This is a genomic window from Streptomyces sp. KLMMK, from assembly GCF_036961605.1.
Taxonomy (GTDB): domain Bacteria; phylum Actinomycetota; class Actinomycetes; order Streptomycetales; family Streptomycetaceae; genus Streptomyces; species Streptomyces telluris.
This window is the reverse complement of record NZ_JBAMDC010000019.1, coordinates 39,571-56,008: the sequence shown is the minus strand read 5'-3', so window position 1 is coordinate 56,008 and position 16,438 is coordinate 39,571. Positions and strand designations below refer to the sequence as shown.

22 protein-coding genes and 3 pseudogenes are annotated in these 16,438 nt (G+C 69.6%); 10 read left to right on the top strand and 15 right to left on the bottom strand.

The window, feature by feature from the left end; translation table 11 throughout:
• Positions 1–560 precede the first annotated feature (560 nt).
• The 4 genes and pseudogenes from V7793_RS06275 to V7793_RS06260 all read left to right on the top strand — a co-directional run.
• Positions 561–1,406 carry a methyltransferase domain-containing protein gene (locus V7793_RS06275; protein ID WP_335581898.1) on the top strand — a complete coding sequence of 282 codons (846 nt, stop codon included), beginning with the start codon at positions 561–563 and terminating at the stop codon, positions 1,404–1,406.
• 336 nt (positions 1,407–1,742) lie between these two features.
• Positions 1,743–2,228 (top strand): transposase, encoded by a 486-nt coding sequence (locus V7793_RS06270; RefSeq protein ID WP_335581896.1) that lies wholly within the window; start codon positions 1,743–1,745, stop codon positions 2,226–2,228.
• A complete protein-coding gene (locus V7793_RS06265) occupies positions 2,123–2,407 on the top strand; it encodes a hypothetical protein (protein ID WP_335581900.1) in 285 nt (94 codons plus the stop codon). The genes V7793_RS06270 and V7793_RS06265 overlap by 106 nt, the downstream gene beginning before the upstream one ends.
• Positions 2,408–2,519: 112 nt before the next feature.
• Positions 2,520–2,615, top strand: a pseudogene (locus V7793_RS06260) (sigma factor-like helix-turn-helix DNA-binding protein); the annotation flags it as partial.
• Positions 2,616–2,659: 44 nt separating this feature from the next.
• Here V7793_RS06260 and V7793_RS06255 read toward each other — a convergent pair.
• The 3 genes from V7793_RS06255 to V7793_RS06250 form a co-directional block, all read right to left on the bottom strand.
• Entirely contained in the window at positions 2,660–3,493 is an 834-nt protein-coding gene (locus tag V7793_RS06255) for a hypothetical protein (RefSeq protein ID WP_335581899.1), read from the bottom strand.
• A 315-nt stretch (positions 3,494–3,808) separates the two neighbouring features.
• Complete coding sequence (locus V7793_RS38130; protein ID WP_443057849.1) at positions 3,809–4,213, bottom strand: eCIS core domain-containing protein; 405 nt, start codon at positions 4,211–4,213, stop codon at positions 3,809–3,811.
• A 459-nt stretch (positions 4,214–4,672) separates the two neighbouring features.
• On the bottom strand, positions 4,673–5,161 hold the full coding sequence (locus V7793_RS06250; protein WP_335581895.1) for a hypothetical protein: 489 nt from the start codon (positions 5,159–5,161) through the stop codon (positions 4,673–4,675).
• A gap of 143 nt (positions 5,162–5,304) precedes the next feature.
• Here V7793_RS06250 and V7793_RS06245 point away from each other — a divergent pair, with 143 nt between their 5' ends.
• Entirely contained in the window at positions 5,305–5,853 is a 549-nt protein-coding gene (locus V7793_RS06245) for a MarR family winged helix-turn-helix transcriptional regulator (protein WP_335581894.1), read from the top strand.
• Positions 5,854–6,036: 183 nt separating this feature from the next.
• Here V7793_RS06245 and V7793_RS06240 read toward each other — a convergent pair whose 3' ends face one another.
• A complete protein-coding gene (locus V7793_RS06240) occupies positions 6,037–7,062 on the bottom strand; it encodes a methyltransferase domain-containing protein (protein ID WP_335581893.1) in 1,026 nt (341 codons plus the stop codon).
• Between the two features lie 27 nt (positions 7,063–7,089).
• Entirely contained in the window at positions 7,090–7,221 is a 132-nt protein-coding gene (locus V7793_RS06235; protein WP_335581892.1) for a hypothetical protein, read from the bottom strand.
• Positions 7,222–7,653: 432 nt separating this feature from the next.
• Between V7793_RS06235 and V7793_RS06230 the strand changes: the two genes are divergently transcribed.
• On the top strand, positions 7,654–7,833 hold the full coding sequence (locus V7793_RS06230) for a hypothetical protein (protein ID WP_335581891.1): 180 nt from the start codon (positions 7,654–7,656) through the stop codon (positions 7,831–7,833).
• A 57-nt stretch (positions 7,834–7,890) separates the two neighbouring features.
• Here the strand turns inward: V7793_RS06230 and V7793_RS38125 are convergent.
• The 6 genes and pseudogenes from V7793_RS38125 to V7793_RS06200 form a co-directional block, all read right to left on the bottom strand.
• Positions 7,891–7,986: pseudogene (locus V7793_RS38125) on the bottom strand (hypothetical protein); the annotation flags it as partial.
• Between the two features lie 301 nt (positions 7,987–8,287).
• Positions 8,288–8,632: a hypothetical protein gene (locus V7793_RS06220; protein WP_335581890.1), complete on the bottom strand. Its 345-nt coding sequence runs from the start codon at positions 8,630–8,632 to the stop codon at positions 8,288–8,290.
• A complete protein-coding gene (locus tag V7793_RS06215) occupies positions 8,629–9,066 on the bottom strand; it encodes a hypothetical protein (RefSeq protein ID WP_335581889.1) in 438 nt (145 codons plus the stop codon). Before V7793_RS06215 ends, V7793_RS06220 begins: the two co-directional genes overlap by 4 nt.
• Positions 9,067–9,561: 495 nt before the next feature.
• Positions 9,562–9,711: a hypothetical protein gene (locus tag V7793_RS06210; RefSeq protein ID WP_335581888.1), complete on the bottom strand. Its 150-nt coding sequence runs from the start codon at positions 9,709–9,711 to the stop codon at positions 9,562–9,564.
• A 17-nt stretch (positions 9,712–9,728) separates the two neighbouring features.
• On the bottom strand, positions 9,729–10,019 hold the full coding sequence (locus V7793_RS06205) for a carboxymuconolactone decarboxylase family protein (protein ID WP_335581887.1): 291 nt from the start codon (positions 10,017–10,019) through the stop codon (positions 9,729–9,731).
• Between the two features lie 69 nt (positions 10,020–10,088).
• The gene (locus V7793_RS06200) at positions 10,089–10,784 is read right to left on the bottom strand and encodes a sigma factor-like helix-turn-helix DNA-binding protein (protein WP_335581886.1); all 696 of its coding nucleotides are present in this window, start codon (positions 10,782–10,784) and stop codon (positions 10,089–10,091) included.
• Positions 10,785–10,873: 89 nt separating this feature from the next.
• On the opposite strand from V7793_RS06200, the pseudogene V7793_RS06195 reads away from it, so the two are divergent.
• Together V7793_RS06195 and V7793_RS06190 are read left to right on the top strand one after the other, a co-directional pair.
• A pseudogene (locus V7793_RS06195) lies at positions 10,874–11,420 on the top strand (IS5 family transposase); the annotation flags it as partial.
• 61 nt (positions 11,421–11,481) lie between these two features.
• Positions 11,482–11,967: a hypothetical protein gene (locus V7793_RS06190; protein WP_335581885.1), complete on the top strand. Its 486-nt coding sequence runs from the start codon at positions 11,482–11,484 to the stop codon at positions 11,965–11,967.
• Here V7793_RS06190 and V7793_RS06185 read toward each other — a convergent pair.
• The gene (locus tag V7793_RS06185; protein WP_335581884.1) at positions 11,964–12,296 is read right to left on the bottom strand and encodes a hypothetical protein; all 333 of its coding nucleotides are present in this window, start codon (positions 12,294–12,296) and stop codon (positions 11,964–11,966) included. The two genes, V7793_RS06190 and V7793_RS06185, sit on opposite strands and share 4 nt — an antisense overlap.
• 99 nt (positions 12,297–12,395) lie before the next feature.
• A complete protein-coding gene (locus V7793_RS06180) occupies positions 12,396–12,641 on the bottom strand; it encodes a hypothetical protein (protein WP_335581883.1) in 246 nt (81 codons plus the stop codon).
• 100 nt (positions 12,642–12,741) lie between these two features.
• On the opposite strand from V7793_RS06180, the gene V7793_RS06175 reads away from it, so the two are divergent.
• Positions 12,742–12,900 (top strand): hypothetical protein, encoded by a 159-nt coding sequence (locus tag V7793_RS06175; protein WP_335581882.1) that lies wholly within the window; start codon positions 12,742–12,744, stop codon positions 12,898–12,900.
• Between the two features lie 303 nt (positions 12,901–13,203).
• Positions 13,204–14,340 (top strand): DUF3616 domain-containing protein, encoded by a 1,137-nt coding sequence (locus V7793_RS06170; protein ID WP_335581881.1) that lies wholly within the window; start codon positions 13,204–13,206, stop codon positions 14,338–14,340.
• Positions 14,341–14,908: 568 nt separating this feature from the next.
• On the opposite strand, the gene V7793_RS06165 is transcribed toward V7793_RS06170, so the two are convergent.
• Together V7793_RS06165 and V7793_RS06160 are read right to left on the bottom strand one after the other, a co-directional pair.
• Positions 14,909–16,108, bottom strand: a complete 1,200-nt coding sequence (locus V7793_RS06165) for a methyltransferase domain-containing protein (protein ID WP_335581880.1) — start codon at positions 16,106–16,108, stop codon at positions 14,909–14,911.
• Entirely contained in the window at positions 16,108–16,398 is a 291-nt protein-coding gene (locus V7793_RS06160; RefSeq protein WP_335581879.1) for a hypothetical protein, read from the bottom strand. The genes V7793_RS06165 and V7793_RS06160 overlap by 1 nt, the downstream gene beginning before the upstream one ends.
• Positions 16,399–16,438: the final 40 nt, after the last annotated feature.

Here is a 16,438-nt window from a genome sequence, read left to right as displayed (position 1 = left end):
TCGAGGTCTGTGCTGGGTTTCGTGCGAGGGTACGCGCGGCGCGCGGCGCGCGGCCGTCGCCGGTCGACGGCTCACATTTCCGCCCGTGGGACAGCCCCGCGGCAGGGCCTGGGCTTCGGCGTAGTCGGATGGTGTCCGGTTCAAGATGGTCTGTCGGGCGGGAAGCCCTGGGAGTAAGACAGTGTCGGTGTGTGGTCTCAGCCCCGGTCCCGAACCGGAGAAGAGGTACCACCCGTCATGAACGGGGACGTGCATCTGCTGGATCCGCCGGCCCCGGCTTTACGTCGTGATCGAAGGCGTCCGGTGCGAGGTCGAACCGGACGTAGCCGACAGTCCGGTCAGCGCGCTGCCCCATGCGTGGTGCGCCGGCTGTGGGCCGAGTGCATGTATCCCCTTGCGGCGTATCACGGTGCACAACCGTGCTGTGGGACGTGCGGGGTTCGCCGGCTGTGTGAGACATCCCTCTCCCGTTGTCGTGGCGTTGGTGGCCTGGGAAGGCTGACCATGGAGTCATGACCTCCTTGCCCCGCCCGCCGCACGTCGGTGGCCGACCGGATCCGATGGGCGGGACTACCGCGCTCGGTGGAGAGCCCGCTCCCGCCCGCGGGTACCTGCTGGACAACGCGCGCGCCGAGGCGGGCGAGCGATTCGTTTGGCTGGCCGAGTTGTTCGACGGCGTGACGCGCGGGCACTTCGATCGACTGGGGGTCGGGGCCGGCTCGCGCTGCTGGGAAGTGGGGGCCGGTGGCCCCGGCATCCCGGAGGCGCTCGCGGCGGCCGTCGGTCCGACCGGGCACGTACTGGCCACGGACATCGACCCGTCGTGGCTGAAGGCAGGCGACGGGTACGAGGTGCGCCGGCACGACGTCGCCGCTGACCCGCCCCCGGAGCCGGGGACGTTCGATCTGGTGCACGCCCGGCTCGTGCTGGTCCATGTACCCGACCGGGCTCGCGCGTTGGCCACGATGGCGGCAGCGCTACGGCCCGGCGGCTGGCTGCTGGTCGAGGACGCCGATACCGCTCTGCAGCCACTGGCATGCCTGGACGACAGCGGCCCTGCGCAGCGGCGGGCCAACCGGCTGCGCGACGCGGTCCGGGAGCTGCTGACGGGCCGCGGCGCGGACTTGCGCTACGGCCGGACACTGCCGCGGGCATTGCGTGAGGTCGGCTTGGTGGATGTCGCCGCGGCGGGCTCCTTCCCGGTCGGCGGCCTGGCTTGCGACCGGCTGGAGGCGGCGACCATCCGGCACGTGCGCGGCGAGCTGCTCGCGGCCGGCCTGGCCGACGACGCCGAGATCGACGCGCACCTGGCCGCCATCCACGCAGGCGAACTCGACCTGACACTCGCGCCGCTGATCTCGGCCTGGGGACGCCGTCCAGTCGAGCACCCTCCGGCACGCGGTTAGGTGCGGATCCGGGCGTTGTCCGACCTGCCCACAGCGCTGTTCGTCGAGGGAGACCAGGCAGCTCGCGCAGGTGTGCGCCGGGCGTCACCGGAGCTGGGGCCTGCCCGCGCACGGGCTCGAAGATCATGGCGTTCTCGACGCCCCGACCTGCGTGCTCGAACACCTCGGTATCCGTCGTGATCCGCTGCTGCCTGGGCGGCTGGTGCCCGCGGAACCGAGGGTGCGCCGACTGCCGGCCCGCGACGACGGCGACGCACGACGACACTGGATCGAGCAGTCGGCCGCCGGCTGGCTGACCGCCGCCCGGAGGCGGCCGCCCCCACCGGCCTGCGCAGAGTGTCGGTGGACGGCAAGAGCCTGAGCGGCGCGGCCAAGGCAACCGGCCGCAAGACCCGCCTGCTCGCCGCCGTGGAGCACACCACAGGCCTGGTCCTGGCCCAGATGGACGTCAGTGAGAAGACCAACGAGATCACGTGCTTCGAGCCCCTGCTGGACACCGTCGTAGACCTGGCCGGTAAGGCGATCACCGCCGATGCGATGCACACCCAGCGCGAGCTGCGCCGCCGATCTGCTGGGCCGCAAGGCCCACTACACCATGATCGTCAAGGGCAACCAGAAGCACCTGTGCCGACAGGTGAGTTCTTTGCCCTGGCACCAAGCAGACCAGCCACGGACGATCCGAGATCCGCCGCATCAAGGTTGCCACCGTCAAGAAAGTGCTGTTCCACGGCGCTCGCCAGGTCATCCAGATCAAACGCCGCCGAACCGACCGCAAGACCGGCAAGACCACCATCACCACCGTCTACGCCGTCACGAGCTTGACGGCCGAACACGCTGCGCCCAGATCACCGCGCCGATACGCGGCCATTGGACCATCGAGGCCCACCACCACGTCCGGGACACCCGCCTTCGAGCAGCTCCATCTCATCTGGCCTGAGGTCCAGCAGAAGCAGTACTCCGCCGCCTACGCCCTGAAGACTGTGCGTAACCTGTGCCCTTGACCTGGGCCCGGGCCCGTGGTCGGCACGCTCTACCGATCGACACGACGGTCTTCGAGACCACGGCGGGGCGGTTCACGCCGCATCGGATCCCATCGGGCCGCCAGGGCTGAGTATGGAGATCTACCGGGCGATCCGGGGCCTTCCCGAGCGCCGGCAGGATGTGGTCATCCTGCGCACCTGCCTGGGATACAGCACGCGCGAGACGGCGGAGATCCTCGGTATCACCGAGGCCGGGGTCCGTTCCACCGCCCGTCACGCCCGCCGCCGTCCGTTTGAGTATCGGAAGCGATGCTGTAGTTCCCTCAGGCCGAGCGCCTCGATCAGGGCCCGCAGGTGTTCGGCGTGGCTGGTGTTGAGTACGTCCAGGGGCTCCCGGGTGGCCAGGAGGGTCAGCGGGCCGCTGGCCGTTCCGTGCGCTGAGGCCCATCCAGCCCGGAGGGACCGGTCCCGGCCGACTGTGGCCACTTGCTCGGGGTCCCACCGGTTGATCCACCAGACCCCGCTGGGCACCAGCCGCCGGTCGTACTCCTGTGGCACAAGCAACGCCGGTACGGGAGTGTCCGCCAGTGGCAGGGGGCCGGGCAGGTAGGGCCGGTACTCCTCGGGCGTGGCGTCCCAGGCCCGCTGGGCGGCGCGCTGGGACTGGTACAGCATGAGCAGCCGATCGTCCTCCACTTGGCCGTGGAACGCGCCGAAGGCGTCGTAGACCTCTTCCAGCACAGTGACTGCCGTGTCCGGGTCCTGAGCCTGGGCGGGCAGGGTGAATGTCAGGGAGTGCAGGTTGCGTGCGGGGGTCTGCTCATCACCCAGGGTCAGGAACAGTCCGCCTGATGAGAGTGCGGCGATTTCGGGGATGCCATTGTTTCGCGCCGCGTAGACCTCGGAGAGGAGGGCGGTGACGACATCTTGGTCCAGGGTGATGGGAGTGGCCGGCGGGGCACCCACCCGCCAGCCCGAGGGGTCCGCAAGCTCTAGTCTGTCTAGCGCGCGAGCAGACGCGATCACCGCTGAGGCCAGGGTCCCGGGCGCTGAGGCAGGGTCCCTCTCGACGACCACCCGGCGATCCGCCGAGTACTGCTCGACCACGGGCTACTCCGGGAAAGTGAAGATCGGCGGGACGCCGCCCCAGCGAGTGGTAACCAGCCGGGCAACGTGACGGTCAGGATGGGCCCACAGATGGGTGTAACCGCACCGTGCTGCCGGGGCCTGAGCCGGCGGTTTCACTCGTACCGGAGGTGCCTCGCCCGGGGCCAACGGAGTGTCGGGGCCGGCGCCCTGTTCGGAACCCGGCGCGGGTAGCGCAGGGTAGGCCTCAGCCTCCGATGGCCGGTACGGTGGGTCCAGAAGTCCCGTGCTCTGCCACTGCTCCAGAAAAGGCCCGAGAAGTTGCGGCCAGCTGACCTACACGGGGGCAGAAGCAGCCGGGGGCAAGGGGGGCGGTGGACCGGTTTGGCGGGCGATTACGGCGCGGCCGGACACGTCGTACTGGACGACATGGGCTAGTTCATGGGCGAGCAGCCGACGGCCGGCAGGTCCCAGAACGGACTCACCATGGCCAAAGACGATGTCGTGTCCGTAGCAGTAAGCGCGCGCAGTCAACGACCGTGCCATCGAGGAAGCCTCGTCCCCGCTGTGTACCCGCACTCTGCTGAAATCATGCCGGAAGGCCTGCTCCATATCGGCCCGCACTACGGAATCCAGGGGGCGGCCACCGGTTGAAGGAACGACGCCCCCCTCCGTGGCGCCCTGCCCTCCCTGTCCCTGGAGCACCCGCTTAGGAGGGTGGCCCGTTTGGCGCGCCGCCATCGCCCCTGTGGCGAGGAGTTCGGCCGCCCGCTCCGAGGCGTCCCCCGGCTGGGTGACGGGCATTACGCGCGTACTCCGGTTAACCAGCAGTGACGTAACGTTTTGCCCAGTTGCGGAAGGTGGAGGTCGGCGAGCGTAAACGCCGGAAGGCATCGCTTCCTCCTGAGGGCTTCCTCTCACCGCAACAAAGTAACTCATCTCAAACGATAAGCCGCAAACATCACTCATGCGCTGTGGCCCGCCCGCTGCGCCAAATTCAGTGGCTAAGGCCGAGGGCCTCACAACCCACTGACATCACTGCGTGAGAGCGAACCAGTCGAGGCCACTGCGCGAAGCCGAGGATCCGTTCGCAGGTCCGATCACAGTGGCCGGCAGCCATGGCTGACGCATCCCGGATCCTGACGCATCCCTGGTCCTGATGCCTCCCTGAGGTGGTGCCGGCCGGTGGCTCAGGGGCTGTCAAGCACCGGTGGTGGATCCCGGGCGGACGATCATCAGCACGGTGACCACTGCCCAGGAGAGAGCGAACAACCCGGTGACCATCGACAGCCGAGGCAGCCGCGCGACGGCCGAGCGTGCGGCTTCGTCACTCCACGGCTCCTCCAGCGCGGTCATGACGGCGTCCTGGGTGAACACGGCGATGCCCAGCAGCACGGCGGCCACGGCGGTCAGAGCCATCGATGTCACGAGCCAGGTGTCGCCGAGCACGCCCATCTGCTTGGCGGTGGCCATACCGAAGACCGGGACGCTGACGCCGAGGACAGCGTAGACGCGGGTGACACGGTGGAGCAGCCGGACGGCGGACGGGACCGGGCGCGGGCCGGCCTGGTCCTCGGCTGGGGCAAGGGCCTCCCGGGCGTAGCGGGGAAAGAGGCTGGCGGCGACGGTGGCCGGGCCTATCAGCAGCACGGCGGCCAGGACGTGGAGGCTGAGCAGGAGCTTTGTCATGGGACAGGGACCCCTCAAGTTTCAGTCCGACTTAAACTCGTCGGAGGTTAGCATCCCTCTGTGCCAGGGGGACGACGGGCCCCACCGGCACCGGACACACAAGAACTCCGGACACACGAGAAGCAGGAGCAGGTGGAACGGCCTTGGCGGCAGACGACCCCGCAGACGCGTCCCCCGAACGTTCCGGGCGGCCTGCCACGCCCCCGTCGTTGCCCTTCGCGCTGCTGCTCGTCGGCGCCGGGCGCCTGGTCCAGGACGAGGTGAACCGCCGTCTGGAGGAGCAGGGCCACTCGCTGCGGCTGATGGGCGCCCTGGGACATCTGGCGCACGAACCCGGGCTGTCCTACAGCGAGCTGGGCCGCCGCGCCGGGGTCACGGCCCAGAGTATGCAGGCCACGGTGCTCCGCCTCGAGCACGCGGGTGCCGTCGCCCGGACGACGCCGGCCGGGCGCGGCCGGACCGCCGAACTCCACGTCACCGAGGAAGGGCGGCGCATGCTGGAGGACATGCGGCACACACTGGCCGGGGTTGAGGAATCACTGCTGGACGGCCTCTCGGCCGCAAAACGCGCCGCGCTCGGCACGACGCTCGGTCGCCTCCTCGGCAACCTCGACCGACTGCGCCGCCCGGACGCAGACGCGGACGCGGACGCGGACGCAAAGGACGGTAAACCCACACGCGCTCGCCGATAGGGCGTGCGCAACAGTCCGAAGGGGACGGCGCACAGGGTGCCGTCCCCCTCCGACGACCCGAACGGTCCCCTCGCCGTGGTGAGGGGACCTGCTGCGCGGAGCGTTGTGATGATGCTGCGCTGCCTGACGGGCCCTGCGCGTGTCCTCCCGGGCCGCCGGTTCATTCCTGGCGCGGGTGTGCGGTCAGGCCGGGCTCGGGAGCCCGGCTGCGTGGTCCGGGACGTCCACCCAGATGCGCTGTTCGTGGCCATCGACGGTCAGGCCGAGGCGGCCGAGCCCGGGACGGCCCTGCTCGTGCCACCAGGCGTGTGCGGCCTCGGTCTCGTCCCACAGCCGGCGGCTGCCGTACTGGTACACCGTGGACGGTTTCCCGTCTTCGCGGAACAGGACGCACGCCCAGGACCGGTCCTCACCGAGGCTGCACAGCCACACCGGCTGCCGGCCCTCCTGCCGCGCGTCGAAGACGACCACGCAGTCGGGGACGAGTAGGCCGAGGACGAACCGGGAGATGTCCCACTCACTCGCGAGCGTCGCGCCCAGGGTGAGTACCGTGGTGCCCCGCTCGGCCTTCTCCTGGGACTCGGCTGTCACGTAGTCCGCGTACGCAGGGAGATCCTGGCGCTGGGCGCGCAGGCTCATGAACTGCACCAGGGAGGTGAACGGGCCGCTCGCGCTGCGCCCGTCGTCGGCGACTGTGAGCGCGACTGTTGCCTCGGTGCGGGTGAAGCGGGTACCCCACGGCACCACGATCCGGCCCCCCGGCCGGCACTGCTCCAGCCAGGCGGCGGGGACGGTGTGTACGCCGCAAGTGGCGATCACCCGGTCATACGGCGCTCTGGCCGCATGCCCTTGGAAGCCGTCGCCGCACACCACCGTGACGGCCCCCAGGCCCTGCCGCTCAAGGGCCGCCCGGGCGGCACGGGCGAGGGCCTGGTCCACCTCGATTGTGGTCACCGCCCTCGCGCCGAGCCGGCGGGCGAGAAGGCCGGCGTTCCATCCCGTGCCGGTGCCGACTTCCAGGACACGCTGCCCGGGGTGCACGTCCAGGTCGGTGAGCATCGCGGCGACGACGGACGGTGCGGACGCCGACGACGAGGCCACCCGCCCCTGACCCAGCCCCTGATGCTCGCCATCGTCCCACTGCGTCACCAGCGGATCGCCGGACTCAGCCGCGGCGCCCCACCGCCTCGGCTCCCGGGTCCGCTCCACGGCTACGACGCCAGCTGCTCGTAGTGGTCACTTCCCGCGCTTCGCGCCGCCGTCGGGGGAGCCGCCGTCCGTCGTCGGCGGTTCCTTCGGCGGTGCCCACGGCTGACCCGGCAACATGTCACCCTTGCCACCGTCATCCTGCTTGTCGTGCTTGCCCATGCGTCTTCCCCATCCCATCGCGTGAGGCAGACCACGGTAGAGGCGGGCCGGTGCGCAAGAAAGACCACGTGCTGTGGGTCCGCCCGCCCTGCCAGCTCCGCCCGGCCGGGGCTTGCCCGGAACGTTCCGTTCTGGCCTGTCGGTCGCGGCCTCAAGCCCCCGCGGGGGGACTTTGCCAGCGCCTTCCCGCGTCCGCCCCCGCCCCAGGCCCCGGTGTCCGCCGGATCCACCCCTGCCGGTGCCGTCCGCCAGGTGGATCCGGCGGGCACCATCGCCCTGTCCGGCCAGCTGTGCATCCTCCGAACCGCGCCGGATCACCGTGACCGCTCCCGCACGGGACCGCTGCGCCCCGTGGCACCTGATCGCCCTCGCTTGCCGCGGCTCAGGAGGACGTCCTGGGCCAGGGTGAGCCCAATGCAGCTGCTTTAGAGCGTGGCCGAAGACGGCGCTGTTCTGCTGTTCGAGGTGCAGGTTGCAGCGGTGGCGGAGGCTTCGGGGGCCCGCGAGCGGGTGATCGTGGCAAAGCTGGGCGAGCAGGCGGAGTGCCCGGTGTGCGGCCGGGGCTGGATCCGGGTCTGGATCTGGATCGCCCCAGCGACTTGCTGGAACTAAGGTCTCCAACACGCCCTCGCCGAGCCGTGCCCTGGCCGGGCACAATGAGGCCCGGTTGGCCTGGGCCAGGGCATCGCTGTCCGTAATGTCGCTGGTCAGCACACGCATGACCTCCTCGTACGACTCTCGGGCGAACAGACAGAGCGCGAGCACGAAGTAGGCGACCAGCCGGGCCGGGAGCAGAACGGCGCCGCCGACCGCGCGGCCGGTGACGGGTGGGCCGGATTCGGCGCGGCGCTGGGCGTCAGCGCGGATGCCGCGGCACGCCGCTACCGCTGACAGAGCGCCAAACCGGTGCGCCGTTTCGCCCTCAGCGAGGGTTACCTAGGGTTGCGGTGCTGTCCGTGCTGTCCGTGCAGGCCGGCTTCATTCCGTTTGTTCAGGCACGTTTGGCACGTCTCGGGCCTGCCCTGCTGGAGGTGTCGACCGAAACGGCGCGGTCAACTCCGCGGCGCTAACCTCGCCACCGCACCCCGTGTCGCCGCCGCAGCCGGTGAATCTCCCACCAGGCCACCGCCGTCACCGACACCGGGCCACCGAGGAACGCACAGACCGCTAGCGGCACCGGGCCCGGCGGGAGGCCGCCCGCCGACAGGCCGAGGAAGGCGAACACCCAGACCAGGACGGAGGTGACCAGCGCGGGCAGCGCCGCGTGCAGGGCGGACAGATTGAAGGCGTGGCGCAGCGCCGGACCGGAGGCGAAGCAGAGGAAGAAGATCACCCACCAGAACGGCGCCCAGCACACGAACATCACGGATGCCCAGAGCAGCACGTTGGTGCCACCCTGCAGCAGACTCATCCCCTCGGCCGCCGCTGTGAACAGCAGCGGCACCAGCGTCCAGGCACCGAAGTAGCACAGGGCCGACCGGCCGACCGGCCACAGCCGCGTCCGCATGGCCCGCCGCGTCCCGGCCTGGCCACCCAGAAGAGCAGGGCCACCACCACCGCCGCACTCAACAGCGCCAACCAGGGCGCGAACAACAGCCGTAGCAGGAACTGCTCCTGTGCCTCCGCCACGTCCTGCCAGCCACCGAACACGGCCACCAGCACCCCCGACATGGCGAGGGCCACCCAGGCCCGCACCCGCTGCACCCGGAGCACCTCGGGATCCTCGACGTGCCCTTCCGGGTGTACGGGATAGACCCGGCGCGCCATACGGCGGGCCGTACGGGCCAGCTGGTAGCCGACCAGCAGCGGCACGGTCAGCCACCACAGGAACGGGAGGAACAGCACGAGCACCACCCTGGGAGATATCTGCTCCCGTCTCCCGCGCAACACCTCACCCAGCGGCGGCCATTCGTCCTCACGCAGCCGTCGCCACAGCGGCGTGTACAACCGCGGCGGGTCGCTCGCGGGCCGCGGCCCGCCGTACGGCGGGCCGCCCGGACGGGCGGGGTGCGTTGATGCTCACGGGCGTCCCTCCCACGGCCCCAGTAAGGGACGCGACCCGGCCCGGCCACGGTTCCAGACCGGACGTCCCGTGCTGCCAGGGCGCGCCGCGCCGGCCCCGGTGTGGACGATCGCGTAACTCCTGGCGGCATGGACACCGGCACTGGCCGCGAACGCACCATGCGGCTCACCGTCCCCTCCCCGTTCCTTCCCTGGCCATCGCCTCTGCGCTTGTGTGCGCCGAGGCAGCTCGCACAAGTTGCCTCGGCTGATTCCACTGTGACCTTCAAGACGGTGGAGGCTTGGCAGCCCGTATCACCGCCGGTGTCACCACCGAGGTCAGCTCTCGACGGTGAACCGGCTGGTGATCACGACGCGGTTGAATGCGTTCATCAGGGTTGCCAGCCAGGCGACTGCCGAGACCTGGTCTTCGGTGAGTACGGCCGCGGCGGCGTTGTAGTCCTCGTCGCTGACGTGTCCGTCCGACACGCGTGTGATCGCCTCGGTCAGGCGGAGGGCGGCGCGGTCGGTCTCGGAGAAGTAGCCGGTCTCTTCCCATCCGGGCAGTACGGCGATCCGGTCGGGGTTTCGCCCTTCTTGAGGGCGTCGCGGGTGTGCATGCGCAGGCAGAACGCGCAGCCGTTGATCTGGGAGGCGCGGATCTTCAGCAGCTCGACCAGGAGTGGGTCGAGGCCCACTGCGGCAGCGGCCTCCTGCACCTCCGACGACAGGGCGGTGAGGGCCTTGTAGGCGGCCGGGTGCTGCTTGGTGATGTTGACGCGCTGGAGGTCGGTCATCCTTCCTTCGATTCGTCGCTTGTTTGCTTTCTCATCAGGGAGACGAGGTGGACCCCCGGGTGTGACAGGTCAGACGCACACGAGTTTGTCGGGATTGATGACCCTGCGGTACGCAGTGATCAGACCCTCTGTGATCTGGACCGTGTCCACGGAGTGAACCCGCCCTTCGCGATAGAACACCAGGGCGAACTCGCCGCCGACCTCAGCGAAGTCGATGCGGTCCGGATGCCACTGGTGCCCCACACGCACCATGACCTCGGCGACGCGCTCGTCGCCGTGGATGAGCTTGCGTGCCGCGAAGGCCTTGCCACCGCCGTCGGTGACGAAGACGGCGTCGGGGTGCAGGAGCCTGACCAGGCCGGCCAGGTCCCCGGCCTCGTACGCGGCGCGGAAAACCGTGAGGACGCCTGCGCGCTCCGCCTTCGACGCCTGCGGCATGGACTGCTTCGCCTTGGCCACCCGCCGTCGCGCCCGCGAGGCGAGCTGCCGGGCACCCGGCACGGAGATGTCCGGCACTTTGGCGATCTTGTCGAACTCAAGACCGAAGACATCGTGCAGGACGAAAGCCACCCGCTTCGGCGGGCTCAGCTCTTCCATGATCAGCAGCATTGCCGAACTGACGGACTCATCGACGAGTACCGGCTGCGACGTGTCCGGCCCCGTCAGCAGCGGCCCCGGCAGCCACGGCCCGACATAGGTCTCCCGACGGAAACGGGCACTCTTGAGAATGTCGTACGACCGCCGCGCGGCACCGCCACCAGCCAAGCCTGCAGATCACCGATGCGCATGTACGTGATCTGCCACGCCTGAACCGTGCCGGCTTCTCTGCCGCTTCGTTGCGAGACAGCAGAGAAGCCGGTGCCATACCCAGGAAAAAGGGGGCGCCAGATCGGACCGAGCCCGACGACCATGGGCTTGGTCGTTCTCGCGGCGGCCTGAGTACGGAGGTCCACCTTGCGAGCGACAGCCATGCACGCCCCTTGGCTCTCCACATCACCGCGGGCTAGGCGGCGCGTGACGCACCGGCCTTCCAGGCCGTCATGGCCAGTATCCGTGTTCCGCGAAGAGAGCCGGGAAGATTAAGAACCCGACCGGACACCGTTCTGGCGGACCGCGCTTATTCGTCACGCGCGATCCGGAAGCATCTCCGCCGACGCGGGATCCGCGCTGTCATTCCTGAGCCGTCCGACCAGGCCGGTCACCGTCGACGCCGAGGCCGTTCGGGTGGCCTGCCACCCGCCTTCGACGCCGAGGCATACGAGCAGCGCAATGCGGTCGAGCGATGCATCAGCCGGCTCAAGCAATGGCGGGGTCTGGCTAGCTATGCGAACGGACAAGCTCGCCATCGCCTACCGGGCAGCGCTCTACTTCGCTGCCATCCTCATCTGGGCCCGGGCGTAGGGGCGTCGGGCCGCACAATTTCGAGAGGCGCGTCCTCAGTCCAGCGTGGCAGCATGCGGCAATGATCTTTCGACACCCCGACGGCGACTACGCGATCACCGCGATGTACTCCGTGCCCGATGACGCCTGGTATCTGGAACTGGATCTCGTGGCCGGGCAGCGGACTCTCGTGACCGCGATCGTCCCTGACGAGGATCCGGCACGGGAGCCGACGGTGTGCTTCAACCCGCACGCAGGGCACGCTGACGTCCCGTACGAGGTCATGCGCTGGTTCATGCGCCAGGTCGCTGAGGAGATCCGTACCTCCCGTGCCTGGATGCGGCTGAGACCGGAGCTCGTCGCGATCATCTACCAACTCCGTCAGGAGCACATGGGCGTCATCGACGATGATGACTTTCTTCAGGTTCTGGCGGAGGTGCGCACCACGGTCCCCGAGGAAGACCTCCCCGCCGTTCTAGAGGCCGCCTTCGGGCGGAATCCTGACGGCACCACCACGGACCACCCGCAATCGTCCCAGCCTGTAAACGGTCAAGGAGGCAGGGCCTAGAAGGGAAGCTCGTCGACCGCGGTCGGCTCTGTCCCCTGCCACTGGGCCCACCGTCCCGGGACGGAGGTGCAGGCTGCCGAGAGGTGGGCCAGCGTCATCCCTCGGACGTGCAGCCAGCCCTCGGCCGTCAGCCCGTCCTGCCGCAGAAGAAGCCCGGGAGCGGAGAACCAGCGAACCGGGGACTCGCCATCACCCGTCCACATCGGGTAATCCGGGAGAGCGACCCGCTGGAAGAGCCGCGGTACCTCGCCCACGACCCCGGCAGGCAACTCGCAAGCGTTGTAGAGGGGACCGTCGCTGAACAGGCCCTCGGAGAGAACCAGCTCCACACACGCCAGCGAGACCCTGTCCATGAACGGCCGCCAGCCCTCACGCGACTGGACGACGACAGGCGGGTCAGCCTCTCCCAGGTCACACAGACGCACGCCTCAGACGGCGCACCCCTGGTTCTCGCTGCGGAAGCACAGCACCCCGCCGAGGTCCTCGTGCACGAAAAGCTCTGAGGGAGGCAGCATCGGATCCTGGTGCTCGAACAACTCCGGACGTCGGCCGAAGAGCAGAACCACAGGGGACGCCGCAGGCAAGATGCGCGGCAAGCGTGATACCTGGAAGGCCGACCCGGACAGGCCGGGCTGGGGCTGGTGGCTGCCGACCCCGTTCTGCACCAGGGCCATGGTCGAGCCAGGCACGGTAGTCGACGGTCAGTGGCGGCCGCCGGTGTACGGGCCGGACGCGTACGGGCCGGACGCGTATGGCACGCCCGAGCATCACGCCGTGTTTGAGGTCCCCGCCGAACGCCTCTCGCAGGCCAGGAAGCGCACCCGCGATGCCTGGCGCGCCGAGCAGAGGCGCCGCACCGAAGGGTGGCGGCAGCAGGACCCGGAACTCGCCGCAGACCTGGAACGGGCAGCCCACGAGCTACGCCGGCCGTGACCGCCGGGCGCCCGGGTCACGCGTGTGTCATCTGGCCCTTCGGCAGCACGGCTGCGAGCTCGGCGGTCGCCGTCTCCCGGTGGGCTGGATCGGACTGAGTTGTGTGCGGCGGGCCATGTGGTGCACCTCGCTGCCCGCTCCACGATCTGCGCGGCGCCGTCCGCGGGCGCTGGGGGCTTCTTGGGTCTCGGCTTGATATTTCCGGAGCTCTGGACCGACCACATGCAATAATCGTCTACCTGACGATAAAAGTGCGGACGTCATGCCGCCGCACGTGAAGGACGAAGGGCTGTGGAGAAAGATATGACTGCCCCTGCGGGTTTTCGCTTCCCGGTCAAGGGCGAGGTCGCCGTCTTCCGCGGCGAGCACTACCGGGCCCGGGGCGCCGAGGGTCTGTGGCCGTGCGCCGAGCTGCTGCCCGGGCCTGACCGCCCCGCACCCGAAGGCCTCGCGCCGCGCGAGGCCGCCGACGGGTCCGTGGGGTACCCAGTTGCGCCGGAGCGCCTGGACGCCTGGGACGCCGTGCACTGGACGTTCCGCTGGCGCGGCGAGCTCTTCAAGTGCACCCGCGCCACGACCACCACCTACTCGGGCAACTACCTCGGCTCCGACGAACACTTCGTCAAGGAACACCTCAAGCGTCTGGCCACCACTCACTACGGCGTCTTCCCGCGCGACGAGGTCACCGAGCTGAAGCTGCACCGTAAGGATCGGATCCAGCCCCTGCACGCCTTGGTGGAGCGTCTGGACGAGGTCGACCACTTCCGCCCCAAGACCTGCGCGGTCCACCGCGGCCGGACGTACCCGGCCGCTGACGAGGCCGACGCGTCGGGCCTCATCGCCCTGACCACCGGGGACGACCGGCCCGAGGATCTCATCGCCGACCCCGAGGACCCGAGCGGCGAGCGCTTCCTGGCCACCCCGGGGCAGCTGGATGCCTGGTACCGGACCTACTGGACCTTCTGCTGGGAGCGCGGCCCCTTCGAAGCTGTCGGAACGGTGGACGGCGGGATCAAGGGCGTCTACACAGGCGGCAGCTGGGGCTTCGCGAACTACATGGACCTGACCCACGAGCCGGATCCCAACGGGGCGTATACCCGGTACACGGTCACGGTGGACCTCGACGGTGTCACCGACCTCGAACTCCAGCGCACCGACCTGATTGCCTTGGCAGGAGCGCCTCTGGATCTGCAGATGGGTGAACGGGTGTACCGATTCATCCTCGCCCGCCAAGCCGAGGAAAATGAGCAGCGCCCGGAGGGGCACAACGTCGAGGCATGGCGCGAGGTCTACAACCTCAGCCAGAACTACGCCAACGCCGTGCAAGCGGGCGACACGGATGAAGCCGGCCGGCTTCTCGGCGCGCTCATGGTCAAGGCCGACCAGTGGAAGAGCCATCCCCACCATGCGGTCGTCTCCGCCGGCGTCCCCAGCCCCTGAGCTGCGATGGCATCTCAGGGGCTGGGCCCCAAGCCGGAGATGCTCCGCATCGTGACCGGGTTTCCGGTCTTGGTGGAGGACCACCCCGAGCCGGCGACGCCTCGGGCCTCATCGCCCTGACCACGGGGAATGATCGGCCCGAGGGTCTCATCGCCGATCCCCCCAAAGCCCGAGCGGCGAGCGCTTCCTGACCGCCCCGGAGCAGTTGGACACCTGGTACCAGACCCACTGGATCCTCCGACCGTACGGCGAGCCCTTCGACATCCCCGGCAGGGAGGACAGCGGGATCAAGGGCGTGCACAGCGCAGTTGTGACCGAGGAGACGGGCCCCGACAGAGTCCACACCCGGTACACGCTCAAGACGAGCCTCGACGGCCTCACCGACCTCGAACAGCACCGCACCGAACCCGTGCCCCCCCGGGCCCCGGGTTCACGGTTACCACCCCGGCCGCGGAGTAGGGAGTTGGGTAGGAACCACGCTACGAGGAGAGCGCGGCGCTGGGACGCCGAGGTCGGACATGACGGGGGTGCGCGAGGCATCGCGCACCCCGTCATGCTGCCCGCTGCGTCAGATCGGGGCCTCGGTGGGCACGACGGCGTTCTCCGGAGCGTCGAGCCATGCCTGGTGGGTGCCGTCCGCCGTGACGGTCATGCCGAACCGTCCGGGCGACGGACGGCCATGCTGGTCGAACCAGGCCCAGGCGGCCGTCACCTCGTCCCACAGGCGGCGCGGGCCGTGCTGCCACACCGTGAACTCCGTATCCCGCTCGCCGTCGTCGTCGATGGCGGCCCAGGAGGAACCGTCGGCTGTAGCAACCCACAGGCGTGACTCGACGCCGTCTACGTCGGGGTTGTCGTGCCGGATGTGCCACAGGTCCGGCAGGAGCAGCCCGAGGGCGAACTGAGTGTCGTAGTCGTCGCCCGCGACCGCCCACGGCGACAGGCTCGACGTCGACTCGGCAGGCATGTGGTCGTCGTGGACGACATCGCGGAAGAGCCGCAGGCCGACCCGCTGCCCCCGGGCGCGCATGAAACATGCGTACGGGTGGAAGCTGCCCTGGGCGGCCCCGTGATCATCCACGGTGAGGTGGAGGAGGCCGTAGTCGCACCACGGCCGCGACCACGGGGTGAGGATCGTGCCCTGCGGCTTGGTCTGGGCTAGGAGCGCCGCCGAGACGCCGTCGAGCGAGCACGTGGCCATGATGTGGTCGTACGGGGCCCGGCCGAGGTGACCGAGCATCCCGTCACCGCACACCACCGTGACTCCGGGCGCGAGCTCGCCAAGGACGGCCGCGGCCTGCTCGGCGAGTACCGGGTCGAACTCGACCGAGGTGACGTTCTCCGCGCCAAGGACGTGAGCGAGCAGACCGGCGTTCCAACCGGTACCGGTACCGATCTCAAGGACCTGCTGGCCCGGCTTGGGGTCGAGCATGGAGAGCATGAGCACGACGATCGAGGGTGCCGACGCGGACGAGGACGGGAACGGGGCAACGCCGGCGTCCGCCGCCTGGCCGTCGTTGACCTGCGTGACGATGGAGGCGTTGGCGTAGGCGGCAGCGAACCACGGTTGGGGCTCGGTGTTGGCGTTGAGCGGGGCGTAGCCACCTTTCCCGTCGCGCTGCCAGATCACGCGGGGGAGGAAGCGGTGCCGGGGCACCGAGGCGACGGCCGACGCCCACGGCTCGGGAAGAGCGCCGTTGTCGGCCGCGATGGCGGTGAGCAGGCCGTGCACGGCGGCCAGCTCACGGAACGAAACCGCCTGGGGCATTACTTGTCGTCCTTCTTGTGCTTCGGCTCCGACTTCGGGTCCTTGGTGTCGTCGGAGGCCTTGTGGTCGCTGAAGTCTTTGCCGCCCGAATGCTGGCCGTCGCCGCCCGAATCACCCTTGCCGGTACCCCAGCCCATGGCGCGCATCCCTTCTCTCGCCGATGACGCGGACACGGTAGAGGCGCGGCGCGATGGCCGGAAGGAGGCGTGCAGCAATCCGGACAGCAGCACGGCGCAGGTGACGACGTTCACCTGCGCCGCCTGTGCGGGCCAGGCCCTGCTGTAGATCACGCGGACAGGTGGCCGGCCACCGGGGCCGTCAGGCAAGTCT